The organism is Kaistia sp. SLG-1, assembly GCF_059699055.1.
In genome coordinates this window covers 3,967,764-3,980,016 of record NZ_AP048544.1, presented here as the reverse complement: position 1 = coordinate 3,980,016, position 12,253 = coordinate 3,967,764, and the positions used below count along the sequence as shown (strand labels likewise).

Here is a 12,253-nt window from a genome sequence, read left to right as displayed (position 1 = left end):
GTCAATAGTCGATGTCGGGCAAGGATCAAAGCGCCGCTTACGCCGGACGAAGCGGCGCGCCGTTGATCTCGATGATGTTGCGGTCGGGATCGAGGAGATAAAGCTGCGGATAGCCCGCGCGCCCGCTGCGCAGCACGTAGAGGTAGTTGGCCGCGTCGGCCGGGGCGTGCTCGTCGAAGCCGCGCTCGGTGAGGTGCGCCAGAATGCCGTCGAAATCGTCCGTCCGGAAGGCGAAATGGACGTCGCCATTGTCGATGCCGGGACGGGTGCGGAAGGTGCCTTCCGGGTTGAGCACGAGATGGACCTGCAGCGATCCGCAGGCGAGCCAGGTGCCGGGAATGGTGAAGGCCGGGCGGGGCACGCTCTTGAGCCCGAACAGCTCCTCGTAGAAGCGCGTCGAGCGATCGAGGTCCGTCACCGTGATCGAGACGTGGTCAAGCGTCAGCATGGGATTGTCTCCGGTGGACGAGGTTCGGCTTCGGTCGCGCAAGGGAGGCGACCGCCGCGAGGCGGCCGCCCGTGATGTTTGTCTTAGCGCAGGTTGCCGCAGAAGCGCTGGATGCGCGTGCAGGCCTCTTCCAGCGCCTCGGTCGAGGTCGCGTAGGAGATGCGGAAGTAGGGCGCCAGGCCGAAGGCCGAGCCCTGGACGACGGCGACGCCTTCCTCTTCCAGCAGCGCCGTGACGAAGTCCTCGTCGGTCTTCAAGAGCTTGCCGCCCGCCGTCGTCTTGCCGAGCGTGCCGGCGCAGGACGGGAACACGTAGAACGCGCCTTCCGGGTTCGGGCAGACGATGCCGTTCGCCTGGTTCAGCATCGAGACGACGAGGTCGCGGCGCTTCTTGAAGACCTCGGCGTTCTCGGGGATGTAGTCCTGCGGACCGTTCAGCGCCTCGACCGCCGCCCACTGCGAGACGGAGGAGGGGTTGGACGTCGACTGCGACTGGATCGTGCCGATCGCCTTGATCAGCTCGACCGGGCCGCCGGCATAGCCGATGCGCCAGCCGGTCATGGCATACGCCTTCGAGACGCCGTTCACGGTCAGCGTGCGGTCATAGAGCTTCGGCTCGACCTCGGCGATCGTGGCGAACTCGAAGCCGTCGAAGACGAGGTGCTCGTACATGTCGTCGGTCATGATCCAGACGTGCGGATACTTGAGCAGGACGTCGGCGAGGGCCTTGAGCTCGGCGCGCGTGTAGCCGGCGCCGGTCGGGTTCGACGGCGAGTTGAGGATCAGCCACTTGGTCTTCGGCGTGATCGCGGCTTCCAGCGCCTCCGGGCCGATCTTGAAGCCGGTCGACTGCGGGCCGACGATCTCGACCGGCGTGCCGCCGCCGAGCGCCACGATCTCCGGGTAGGAGACCCAGTACGGCGCCGGGATGATCACTTCATCGCCGGGGTTCAGCGTCGCCATCAGCGCGTTGTAGAGCACCTGCTTGCCGCCGGTGCCGACCGTGATCTGGTTCGGGGCGTAGGTCAGGTTGTTCTCGCGCTTGAACTTGGCGGCGATGGCGGCCTTGAGCTCGGGGATGCCGTCGACGGCGGTGTACTTGGTCTTGCCTTCGCGGATCGCCTGGATCGCGGCTTCCTTGATGTTTTCCGGGGTGTCGAAGTCGGGCTCGCCGGCGCCGAGGCCGATGACGTCACGGCCAGCCGCTTTCAGTTCGCGCGCCTTGTTCGTGACCGCGATGGTCGCGGACGGCTTGATGCGGGCGAGGCTATCAGCGAGGAAGGCCATTTTGGGCTCCGAAAGTGGAAAACATAAGGGATTTATGCGGCGCGGAACCTAGTCTGCGGGGCGCATGATGGCAAGGGTCGATGGCGCCGTCGGAGCGAGCTTCCGGCAGGCGGGGAGCCGAAGCGGAGCCCAGCGGGAGCAAGGGAGACGCAAGGCAGCCGATCGAACGCGGCGAATTGATTTTGAACCCTTTTGCTCCGGTCCTACGTATCTGCCGACAGGGCTCGATACCGGAATGGAGACGACCATGCTCATTCGCCGCAAACGTGGCTGGGAGATACCTGAAAGCAGCGCTACCCCCGAGGCGGTGTTTCTCAATCGCCGCGAGATTCTCGCCGCCAGCGGGCTCGGGCTGGCGGCCGCCGCCCTGCCGCGCTTCGCGCGCGCCGCCGACGAGGATCCGAGCGCCGCGCTTTATCCCGCCAAGCGCAATCCGCACTACACGATCGAGCGCGACATCACGCCGGAAGAGATCAACGCCCACTACAACAACTTCTACGAATACAGCACCGACAAGGAGCTCGCCGACGCGGCGCAGGCTCTGAAGGTGCGGCCCTGGACGATCCAGTTCGGCGGCCTGGTCGAGAAGGAGAAGACGGTCGATATCGACGGTCTCCTGAAGGCGATGAAGCTCGAGGAGCGGGTCTATCGCCATCGCTGCGTCGAAGCCTGGTCGATGACGGTGCCGTGGACCGGCTTTCCGCTCGCCGATCTCGTCGCCTACGCGAAGCCGCTCTCGGGCGCGAAATACATCCGCATGGAGACCTTCCTCGATCCCGCCATGGCGCCGGGCCAGAACCAGCCCTTCTACCCGTGGCCCTATGTCGAGGGGCTCTCCATGGCCGAGGCCAACAACGAGCTCGCCTTCATGGTGACCGGCGTCTACGGCAAGCCGCTCTTGAAGCAGATGGGCGCGCCGATCCGCCTGCACACGCCGTGGAAATACGGTTTCAAATCGATCAAGTCGATCGTCAAGGTGAGCTTCGTCGAAGAGCAGCCGGTGAATTTCTGGCAGCAGCTGCAGGCGTCCGAATACGGCTTCTGGGCGAATGTGAACCCGGACGTGCCGCATCCGCGCTGGAGCCAGGCGTCCGAGACCGTGATCGGCACCCGCGAGCGCATCCCGACTCGGATCTACAATGGCTACGGAGAGTTCGTCGCCGGGCTGTACAAGGGGATGGAGAGCCAGCCGCTCTTCATGTAGGCATGCCTGCTTTTTAAGCAGAACCGCGTCGGCGTCGCCGCTGGTAAAATGCTTTACAAAAGAAAAGGCCGGGCACTCTTGCGAGGCCCGGCTAAGTCTTTGTTGCTGCGGCAGGGAAATGCGCAGCAAACACCTTCCAGAGGGGAACAGCTGAGGTCGAACCCATCGCAGGGAGGAGGGAGCGAGAGGCCCAACGCATCAACTGATTACGTATATGGATTGGTCAGGCTGCCCAATCAACCGGCAGGGGTGCATTTCTGCTATGCAAATTTGATATGACGCAATCGGGATTTCGCATGGCTCCGAATTGCTCTGAATTTGGCGCCACATTCCCGGAAATCCGGGAATGAATTTTCTGGATTTGCCATGATTCTGGAATGGTGCCGAAACCGCCGGGATGCGGCGGTCGATCATGTCACATTCCTGTGCCTTGTATCGCGGCACGGCGCGATCAGAACTGCCAGTTCTGCGCCTTGGCGAGCATGAAATCGCGGAAAGCGGTCACGCGGGCGGAATTCTTGAGCTCGGACGGGTAGCAGAAATAGGTCGGGAAGCTCGGCACCTGCGCTTCCGGCATCAGCTTCACCAGCGTCGAGCCTTCTTCCAGCATGTAGTCCGGCAGGATGGCGATGCCCGTGCCGCGCTCGACCGCCGCCTTGATGGCGTAGATGTTGTTGATGCGCACGATCGGCTCGCGCGGATTGTCGGTCGAGCGGCCGGCGATCTCGAGCCAGTTCACGTCGCGGATGTTCGGCGGTACGGGCACGCCGAAGGTGACGATGCGGTGGTGATCGAGGTCATCCAGCGTCTCGGGCTTGCCGAAGCGTTCGACATAGGAGGGTGCCGCGTAGACGTGATAATGCGCCGTGAACAGGCGGCGCTGGATCAGGTCCGGCTGCACCGGCTGGCGCAGGCGGATCGCGACGTCGGCCTGGCGCATGGTCAGGTCCAGCTCCTGATCGTCGAGAATCAGGTGCAGGTTCAAATCCGGATGCAGGTCGACGAATTCGTTGATGCGCTGAGTCAGCCAGGTCGAGCCGAGCGCCACGGTCGTGGTGATCCGCAGCGTGCCGGTCGGCTTCTCGCGCGAATCGGTCAGCCGGATCTTCACGCCCTCGAGCTTCTGCATCACGTCCTGCGACGTGCGGTAGAGCAGCTCGCCCTGCTCGGACAGAATCAGTCCGCGGGCATGGCGATGGAAGAGCGGGACGCCGAGATCGCTTTCCAGCGCGCCGACCTGGCGGCTGACGGCAGACTGGCTCATGCCCAGCGCCTCGCCGGCGTGGGTGAACGAGCCGGCCTGCGCGGCGGCATGAAAAATCCTCAGTTTGTCCCAGTCCATGGTTGGACAGCCCCCTCCGTAGCACCAGCCTTTTTTTGTAGTCTCGTTATTCGGCTGCGGCTGCGGCCTCGGTCACAACCGGATTGATCGCCAGCCAGCGCTCGGCTTCGAGCGCTGCCATGCAGCCCTGGCCGGCCGCCGTGACGGCCTGCCGGAACGTCTCGTCGGTGACGTCGCCCGCCGCGAAGACGCCGGGAACGCTGGTCGCCGTCGAATCGGGCGCCGTCCAGATGTAGCCGGAAGGCTTCAGGTCGAGCTGGCCCTTGACGATTTCGACCGCCGGCGCGTGGCCGATCGCCACGAACACGCCATGCGTCTCGCGCTCGCTGACCGCGCCGGTCACGACATTGCGCAGCCGCACGCCCGTCACTGAAGGCGGGAAGCCGGTCTTGCCGAGCACCTCGTCGACGACCGTGTCCCAGACCACCTCGACATTGTCGAGGCCGAACAGGCGGTTCTGCAGGATGCGCTCGGCGCGGAAATGGTCGCGGCGATGGACGACGGTCACCTTCTTGGCGATGTGCGCCAGATAGAGCGCCTCCTCGACGGCCGTGTTGCCGCCGCCGACGACGAAGACTTCCTTGTCGCGGTAGAAGAAGCCGTCGCAGGTGGCGCAGGCGGAGACGCCGAAGCCCTTGAATTTCTGCTCGCTGTCGATGCCGAGCCATTTCGCCTGCGCGCCGGTGGCGATCACCAGCGTGTCGGCGGCGTAGATCTCGCCGGAATCACCCTTGAGGATGAACGGGCGCTGCGACAGGTCGGCCTCGACGATGTGGTCGGAGACCATCTTGGTGCCGACATGCTCGGCCTGGGCGCGCATCTGCTCCATCAGCCAGGGGCCCTGGATGACGTCGGCGAAGCCCGGATAGTTCTCGACATCGGTGGTGATGGTGAGCTGGCCGCCCGGCTGGACACCGGCGATCAGCATCGGTTCCAGCATGGCGCGCGCGGCATAGATGGCGGCGGTGTAGCCGGCAGGACCGGATCCGACAATGATGAGCTTGGCGTGCTGCATGATGGGGCCAGACATAATGTCGAGACGCGCACTTTTTAAGGGTGGCGACTCTGGAGGGATGTGCGGAGCGCATGTAAGGATGGAAGCTATGCGATCCTGTGCGTTCTCGCGAACAATTGTTTCCGAATCATGGCAATTCGGCCAGACTCCAATATCCGATTGCCGACCAGCATCCCCGGCTTTCTTTCCAGTTACAGGCTCTGACCCGGTGTCCATCGTGCGCTGCCTGCTCCCAGTTGAGTTCAGCCCCTGACCGTGAGGCCCGAGTGAAAGCCCGTCTAGACGCGATCGACTGGAAGATCCTGAAGGAATTGCAGGCCGACGGTCGCATCACCAATGTCGAGCTCGCCCGCCGTGCGGGCATTTCGGCGCCGCCCTGCCTGCGGCGCATGCGGGCGCTCGAGGAAGCCGGCATCATCGAGGGCTACCGGGCCTTGGTCGACGAGGGCGCGCTCGGCTACGACGTCACCGCCTTCGCCATGATCGGGCTTTCGAGCCAGGCCGAAGCCGACCTGACCGCCTTCGGCGCCCGGGTGCGCGACTGGTCGATCGTACGCGAGTGCTACATGCTGTCGGGCGAGGCGGACTTCATCCTGAAATGCGTCGCCCCGACCCTGAAGGCGTTCCAGGCCTTCGTCGAGGAGCTGACGGCCGCGGCCAATGTCGCCAGCGTGCGCACGACCCTCACCATCCGCCGCATCAAGGACGAGCCGCTGGTTCCGATCGAGTAGGGCTCAGCGCGGCCAGCCGGCGATGAGATAGCGCCAGAAGATCTCCTGCGCGCTGGCGGCGGCGGCGGCGAAGCCGTGCCGGCCATCGAGGAAGCCGCGCTTGCCGATATAGGCTTTGACGAAGGTCGCGATCGCGTGGCCGATGGCCTTGCCGGGGCTGCCGCCGCGGCCGGTATTGCGGCGCTGCTCGGCGCCGGCCAGCGCGTAGCGGCGCAGCTTTTCCAGGACCTCGCCGAAGTCGTGGTAGGACATATGCGGCATCGGTGTCCGCAACTCGCCGATCGTGCCGTCGACGAGGAGAACCTCGTGGACGACGTTCTCGCTGAAGCGGGCCGCGTCCCGCCGAACCAGGCGCAGATGGCAGTCCGGATACCAGCCGCCGTGACGGAGCGGCTTGTCGAGGAAGTAGTTCAGGCGATGGAGCCGGTAGCCGGCATGGGTGCCGCTCTCGATCGCCGCGCGGATCTCCAGCGCGAGCTCCGGCGGGATCAGCTCGTCGGCGTCGATCGAGAGAACCCAGTCGCCGGTGGCAGCCTCCAGCGCCCGCTGCTTCTGCCGGCCGAAACCCTCCCAGTCGGTGCGCACGAGGGTCCGCGACGCCATCCGTTCGGCAATCTCGATCGTGCCGTCCGTCGAGCCGCTGTCGACGATGACGATCTCGTCGCACAAGGCGAGCGAGGCGAGGCAGGTCGGGAGGTCGCGCGCCTCGTTCTTGGTGATGATGACGGCGGAGAGGCGGGGGCGGTCGGTATTCGCGGGCATCTGATATCCGGAAGGGGAGGCCGCTCGGGCTCGCCTGAGCCCGATCTGCGAGGGTGCACGCGCCACTAAGCACGCGACGCGCGATGCGCCCAGTCCCGCGCGAGGTTTTTCATCAGGTCGGACGGCGAAATCTGCCGCGCGGGGACGCGCTCCGCATACAAAGAGAGCACCGACTTCGAGGAAGGCGGTGCTCTCCGATTGTCTGGCCCGGTTGGCCGAGCGCGAAGGGCCTTAGCGGAAGGCGACCTCGAGCACTTCATAGGAACGCTCGCCGCCCGGCGCGGTCACCGCGACGGTGTCGCCGGGGCCCTTGCCGATCAGGGCGCGGGCGATCGGCGACGAGATCGAGATGCGGCCCGAACGGACGTCGGCCTCGAGATCGCCGACGATCTGGTAGGTCTTCTCTTCCTCGGTATCCTCGTCGACCAGCTTGACCGTGGCGCCGAACTTGATCGTTTCGCCCGACAGCTTGGTGACGTCGATGATCTCGGCGCGCGAAAGCTTGTCCTCGAGCTCCGCGATGCGGCCCTCATTGTGGCTCTGGGCTTCCTTGGCCGAATGGTATTCGGCATTCTCCGAGAGGTCGCCATGCGCGCGCGCTTCCGAGATCGCCGCGATGATGCGCGGGCGCTCTTCCGAGGTCAGACGCTTCAGCTCCACTTCGAGAGCCGCATGACCCGCAACGGTCATCGGAACCTTTTCCATGGTCTTTCTGGCCTTTTCTTCCTTCTTGACCCCAGCCCGCGAACGTCCGGGGCACAATAATTCAGGCGCCGGTGCCCTGGGGCGCCAGCTTCCTGAGTTCGAAATCCGGTGGGGGCATCGGCCCCGTTATCCGGCCGTCTCGCCCACCTGCATGCCTAGTCGGCAAATTCAGCCGCCGAGTGTCGTCCACGATCGCGGCGAGCGCAAGGGGGGACAATGAGAGGACGGCGAGGGGACGGATACGGACCGGCGCACCGGTCCGTATCGGATCCGTATCGGATTAGGCCGGCTGGAAATAGGCCTGAAGCGGCCGCACTTCCAGGGTGCCGGTCGCATAGGCCTCGATGCCAAGCGATGCCGCGATCGCGCCCGAGAGCGTCGTGTAGTACGGCACCTTGTGCAGCAGGGCGGCGCGACGCATCGAGCGGCTGTCGCCGAGCGCGCGCGCGCCCTCGGTCGTGTTGAAGACGAGCTTGACCTCGCCGTTCTTGATCGCGTCGACGATGTGCGGCCGGCCTTCCAGCACCTTGTTGATCTTGGTGCAGGCGATGCCCTGTTCGGCCAGGAAGCGCTGCGTGCCGCTGGTCGCGATGATCTTGAAGCCGAGACCCTCGAGGCGGCGCATCGGCTCGACGATGCCGGCCTTGTCCGAATCCCGCATCGAGACGAACACGGTTCCGGCCGTCGGCAGGGCGCTGCCGGCGCCGAGCTGCGACTTGGCGAAGGCGACCTCGTAGTCGTAGTCGAGACCCATCACCTCGCCGGTCGAGCGCATCTCCGGGCCGAGCAGCGTGTCGACGCCGGGGAAGCGGGCGAACGGGAACACGGCTTCCTTGACCGCGATGTGATCGCGGTGGCCGGGCTTCAGCTCGAAGCTCTCCAGGCTTTCGCCGGCCATGACGCGGGCGGCGATCTTGGCGACCGGCAGGCCGATCGTCTTGGCGACGAAGGGCACCGTGCGCGAGGCGCGCGGGTTCACTTCGAGCACGTAGATCTCGCCGTCCTTGATCGCGTACTGGACGTTCATCAGGCCGCCGACCTTGAGCGCGAGCGCGAGCTTGCGCGTCTGCTCTTCCAGAGTGGCGATCGTCTCGGCGGAGAGCGAGTGGGGCGGCAGCGAGCAGGCGCTATCGCCCGAATGGATGCCGGCCTCCTCGATGTGCTCCATGATGCCGGCGACGAACACCGTCGTGCCGTCGGCGAGCGCATCGACGTCAACCTCGGTCGCGTCGGAGAGATAGCGGTCGAACAGCAGCGGGTTCTTGCCGAGCAGCGTGTTGATCTGGCCGGTCTTATCGTTCGGGTAGCGGACCTTGACCTCGGCCGGCACCAGCTCGGGCAGCGTGCCGAGCAGGTAGTCGGACAGCGTATCGTCGTCGCGGATGATCTGCATCGCGCGGCCGCCGAGCACGTAGGACGGGCGGACGACGAGCGGATAGCCGAGATCGGCGACGACCAGGCGCGCCTGCTCGACCGAATAGGCGATGCCGTTCTTGGGCTGGCGGATGCCGAGCTTGTTCAGCAGCTTCGAGAAGCGGTCGCGGTCCTCGGCGAGGTCGATCGCGTCCGGCGAGGTGCCGAGGATCGGCACGCCGGCCTCCTCGAGCGCCGAGGCGAGCTTCAGCGGGGTCTGGCCGCCGAACTGGACGATGACGCCGTGCAGCGTGCCCTTCGACTGCTCGACGCGGATGATCTCCAGCACGTCCTCGGCCGTCAGCGGCTCGAAATAGAGCCGGTCGGACGTGTCGTAGTCGGTCGACACGGTTTCCGGGTTGCAGTTGATCATGATCGCTTCATAGCCGGCATCCTTCAGCGCGAAGGCGGCATGGCAGCAGCAATAGTCGAACTCGATGCCCTGGCCGATGCGGTTCGGGCCGCCGCCGAGGATGATGACCTTCCTGGCGTCGGACGGCTCGGCCTCGCTCACCGGCGCGCCGGTGAAGGGCGCCTCGTAGGTCGAGTACATGTAGGGCGTCGGCGAGGCGAACTCGGCCGCGCAGGTGTCGATCCGCTTGTAGACCGGATGCACGCCGAGCGACGTGCGCAGCGCCTTGACCTCGCCGTCGTTCTTGCCGGTCAGGTTGGCGAGCCGCTGGTCCGAGAAGCCCATCGCCTTGAGGCGACGGAACGCGCCCGCGGTCGTCGGCAGGCCATGCGTGCGGATCTTCAGCTCGGTGTCGATGATGCCCTTGATTTCCTTGAGGAACCACGGGTCGATCTTGCAGATGTCATGCACCTGCTCGACGGAAATGCCGAGGCGCATGGCCTGGGCCGCCTGCAGCAGGCGATTGGGCGTCGGCGTGCCGATGGCGGCGCGGATGGCGTTGGCGTCGTCGCCCTGGCCGAGGCCGGGGATCTCGATCTCGTCGAGGCCGGAAAGACCCGTCTCTAGACCGCGCAAAGCCTTCTGCAGCGATTCCTGGAAGGTGCGGCCGATCGCCATGACCTCGCCGACCGACTTCATCGCGGTGGTCAGCACCGGCGAGGCGCCCGGGAACTTCTCGAAGGCGAAGCGCGGGATCTTGGTGACGACGTAGTCGATCGTCGGCTCGAACGAGGCCGGGGTGGCGCCGCCGGTGATGTCGTTCTCGAGCTCGTCGAGCGTGTAGCCGACGGCGAGCTTCGCCGCGACCTTGGCGATCGGGAAACCGGTCGCCTTCGATGCCAGAGCCGACGAGCGCGACACGCGCGGGTTCATCTCGATGACGATCAGCCGGCCGTCGGCCGGGTTGACGGCGAACTGCACGTTTGAGCCGCCCGTCTCGACGCCGATCTCGCGCAGGACCGCCAACGAGGCGTCGCGCATGATCTGGTATTCCTTGTCGGTCAGCGTCAGCGCCGGCGCGACGGTGATCGAATCGCCGGTGTGGACGCCCATCGGATCGATGTTCTCGATCGAGCAGATGATGATGCAGTTGTCCTTCTTGTCGCGGACAACCTCCATCTCATACTCCTTCCAGCCGAGCACCGATTCCTCGATCAGCACTTCGTCGGTCGGAGAGGCATCGACGCCGCTTTCGACGATCTCGATGAATTCCTCGCGCGTGTAGGCGATGCCGCCGCCGGTGCCGCCCAGCGTGAAGGACGGACGGATGATGACCGGCAGGCCGATCTCTTCCAGCGCGGGCAGGGCTTCGGCGAGCGAATGGGCGAGGCGCGAGCGCGGCGTCTCCAGCCCGATCTTCGTCATCGCGTCGCGGAACCGCTCGCGGTCCTCGGCCTTGTCGATCGCCTCGGCGGTGGCGCCGATCATCTCGACGTTGAACTTGTCGAGCACGCCCATCTTCTTCAGCGACAGCGCGCAGTTCAGCGCCGTCTGGCCGCCCATCGTCGGGAGCAGCGCATCGGGGCGCTCCTTTTCGATGATCTTGGCGACGATCTCCGGGGTGATCGGCTCGATATAGGTCGCGTGCGCCAGATCCGGATCGGTCATGATCGTTGCCGGATTGGAGTTCACGAGGATGATTCGGTACCCTTCGTCCTTCAGAGCCTTGCAGGCCTGGGTGCCGGAATAATCGAACTCGCAAGCCTGGCCGATAATGATCGGGCCAGCTCCGATGATCAGGATCGATTGAATATCTGTACGTTTCGGCAATTTCGTCTCGCGCGTAGCAAAAAACCCGGCGCGGTGATCCGCGCGGGCCATCAAGCAGGGGGCGTGTAAGGCTAGAGCGGCCTTATAGGGGAAAAGGCGGGGAGGGGGAACCCCTGCGGGCAACTGTCTGTGCCTTCCCCGCATTGGAGACACTGGCGGTGCGACGCGCGCAGGACTAGTTTCGATGAAATAAATCCTGTGCGGACGGCTTCGGCCTCGGCATCAACGGAGTAGGGCGGATGCGGCTTGGTGGTCAGCGCGAGAGCAGCAACGTCGAGGATCGGCGTGGCGGCGATACAGGCGGGCTGGACGGCGGCTTCCGCCCGGCAGGCATGGGCGGCGGACGCGGCATACCGCTCCGGGGCAGTTCGCTGGTCGTGATCGCCGCCATTGTCGGCATCGGCTGGCTGGTGTTCGGCATCAATCCGATCCAGATGCTGGCCATGGTCACGGGCGGCGGCGGCTCGTTCACCCAGGACACCAGCTACCAGCAGCCCTCGCCGTCGGGAACCGGCACCGGCATCAATGACGAGGGCAAGGTCTTCGTCTCCAAGGTGCTCGGCAGCACCGAGGACGTGTGGACCGACATCTTCAAGTCGGCCGGCGAGACCTATCCGCCGACGCCGCTGGTGCTCTTCTCCGGCGTGACGCGCTCGGCCTGCGGCACGGCGAGTTCCGCCTCCGGTCCGTTCTATTGCCCGCTCGACAAGAAGGTCTATATCGACCTCGCCTTCTATGACGAGCTGAAGCGCCGCTTCGGCGCGCCGGGCGACATGGCGCAGGCCTATGTCATCGCCCACGAGGTCGGCCATCACGTGCAGGACCTGCAGGGCATCCTGCCGAAGTTCAACGAGATGCGGCAGAGCCTGAGCAAGGCGGACGCCAACGCGCTTTCCGTCAAGGTCGAGCTGCAGGCGGATTGCTATGCCGGCGTCTGGGCCAACCGCACCGACCAGAAGGGCATGCTGGAGGCCGGCGACATCGACGAGGCGCTGAACGCGGCGACGCAGATCGGCGACGACGCCATCCAGAAGCGCAGCCAGGGCGTCGTCGTGCCGGAGAGCTTCACGCATGGCACCTCGGCGCAGCGCAGCGCTTGGTTCAAGCGCGGCTACCAGACCGGCGACGTCAGCCAGTGCAACACGTTCCAGGGCCAGATCTGACG

The 12,253-nt window shown here is 65.5% G+C and carries 10 protein-coding genes; 3 read left to right on the top strand and 7 right to left on the bottom strand.

Going from position 1 to position 12,253, the window contains the following annotated elements:
* Positions 1-37: 37 nt before the first annotated feature.
* Both AC6HZP_RS18355 and AC6HZP_RS18350 read right to left on the bottom strand, forming a co-directional pair.
* A complete protein-coding gene (locus tag AC6HZP_RS18355; protein ID WP_201400449.1) occupies positions 38-448 on the bottom strand; it encodes a VOC family protein in 411 nt (136 codons plus the stop codon).
* Between the two features lie 83 nt (positions 449-531).
* The gene (locus tag AC6HZP_RS18350; protein ID WP_497524014.1) at positions 532-1,734 is read right to left on the bottom strand and encodes a pyridoxal phosphate-dependent aminotransferase; all 1,203 of its coding nucleotides are present in this window, start codon (positions 1,732-1,734) and stop codon (positions 532-534) included.
* A 247-nt stretch (positions 1,735-1,981) separates the two neighbouring features.
* Between AC6HZP_RS18350 and msrP the strand changes: the two genes are divergently transcribed.
* Entirely contained in the window at positions 1,982-2,938 is a 957-nt protein-coding gene (gene msrP, locus AC6HZP_RS18345; protein ID WP_497524013.1) for a protein-methionine-sulfoxide reductase catalytic subunit MsrP, read from the top strand.
* A 451-nt stretch (positions 2,939-3,389) separates the two neighbouring features.
* On the opposite strand, the gene AC6HZP_RS18340 is transcribed toward msrP, so the two are convergent.
* On the bottom strand, positions 3,390-4,280 hold the full coding sequence (locus AC6HZP_RS18340; RefSeq protein ID WP_201400446.1) for a LysR family transcriptional regulator: 891 nt from the start codon (positions 4,278-4,280) through the stop codon (positions 3,390-3,392).
* 46 nt (positions 4,281-4,326) lie between these two features.
* Positions 4,327-5,310 carry a thioredoxin-disulfide reductase gene (trxB, locus tag AC6HZP_RS18335; RefSeq protein ID WP_201400445.1) on the bottom strand — a complete coding sequence of 328 codons (984 nt, stop codon included), beginning with the start codon at positions 5,308-5,310 and terminating at the stop codon, positions 4,327-4,329.
* Between the two features lie 251 nt (positions 5,311-5,561).
* Between trxB and AC6HZP_RS18330 the strand changes: the two genes are divergently transcribed.
* Complete coding sequence (locus tag AC6HZP_RS18330) at positions 5,562-6,026, top strand: Lrp/AsnC family transcriptional regulator (RefSeq protein WP_201400444.1); 465 nt, start codon at positions 5,562-5,564, stop codon at positions 6,024-6,026.
* 3 nt (positions 6,027-6,029) lie between these two features.
* On the opposite strand, the gene AC6HZP_RS18325 is transcribed toward AC6HZP_RS18330, so the two are convergent.
* The 3 genes from AC6HZP_RS18325 to carB form a co-directional block, all read right to left on the bottom strand.
* Positions 6,030-6,788, bottom strand: a complete 759-nt coding sequence (locus AC6HZP_RS18325) for a glycosyltransferase family 2 protein (RefSeq protein WP_497524012.1) — start codon at positions 6,786-6,788, stop codon at positions 6,030-6,032.
* Between the two features lie 231 nt (positions 6,789-7,019).
* On the bottom strand, positions 7,020-7,493 hold the full coding sequence (greA, locus tag AC6HZP_RS18320) for a transcription elongation factor GreA (RefSeq protein ID WP_201400442.1): 474 nt from the start codon (positions 7,491-7,493) through the stop codon (positions 7,020-7,022).
* A 280-nt stretch (positions 7,494-7,773) separates the two neighbouring features.
* Positions 7,774-11,088, bottom strand: a complete 3,315-nt coding sequence (gene carB, locus AC6HZP_RS18315; RefSeq protein WP_497524011.1) for a carbamoyl-phosphate synthase large subunit — start codon at positions 11,086-11,088, stop codon at positions 7,774-7,776.
* A 239-nt stretch (positions 11,089-11,327) separates the two neighbouring features.
* Here carB and ypfJ point away from each other — a divergent pair, with 239 nt between their 5' ends.
* A complete protein-coding gene (gene ypfJ, locus AC6HZP_RS18310; protein WP_497524010.1) occupies positions 11,328-12,251 on the top strand; it encodes a KPN_02809 family neutral zinc metallopeptidase in 924 nt (307 codons plus the stop codon).
* Positions 12,252-12,253 lie beyond the last annotated feature (2 nt).

Bases quoted from the DNA above. Each gene is read 5' to 3' on its own strand.
- AC6HZP_RS18355 (WP_201400449.1), bottom strand. From the start codon at position 448: ATGCTGACGCTTGACCACGTCTCGATCACGGTGACGGACCTCGATCGC.
- AC6HZP_RS18350 (WP_497524014.1), bottom strand. From the start codon at position 1,734: ATGGCCTTCCTCGCTGATAGCCTCGCCCGCATCAAGCCGTCCGCGACC.
- msrP (WP_497524013.1), top strand. From the start codon at position 1,982: ATGCTCATTCGCCGCAAACGTGGCTGGGAGATACCTGAAAGCAGCGCT.
- AC6HZP_RS18340 (WP_201400446.1), bottom strand. From the start codon at position 4,280: ATGGACTGGGACAAACTGAGGATTTTTCATGCCGCCGCGCAGGCCGGC.
- trxB (WP_201400445.1), bottom strand. From the start codon at position 5,310: ATGTCTGGCCCCATCATGCAGCACGCCAAGCTCATCATTGTCGGATCC.
- AC6HZP_RS18325 (WP_497524012.1), bottom strand. From the start codon at position 6,788: ATGCCCGCGAATACCGACCGCCCCCGCCTCTCCGCCGTCATCATCACC.
- greA (WP_201400442.1), bottom strand. From the start codon at position 7,493: ATGGAAAAGGTTCCGATGACCGTTGCGGGTCATGCGGCTCTCGAAGTG.
- ypfJ (WP_497524010.1), top strand. From the start codon at position 11,328: ATGCGGCTTGGTGGTCAGCGCGAGAGCAGCAACGTCGAGGATCGGCGT.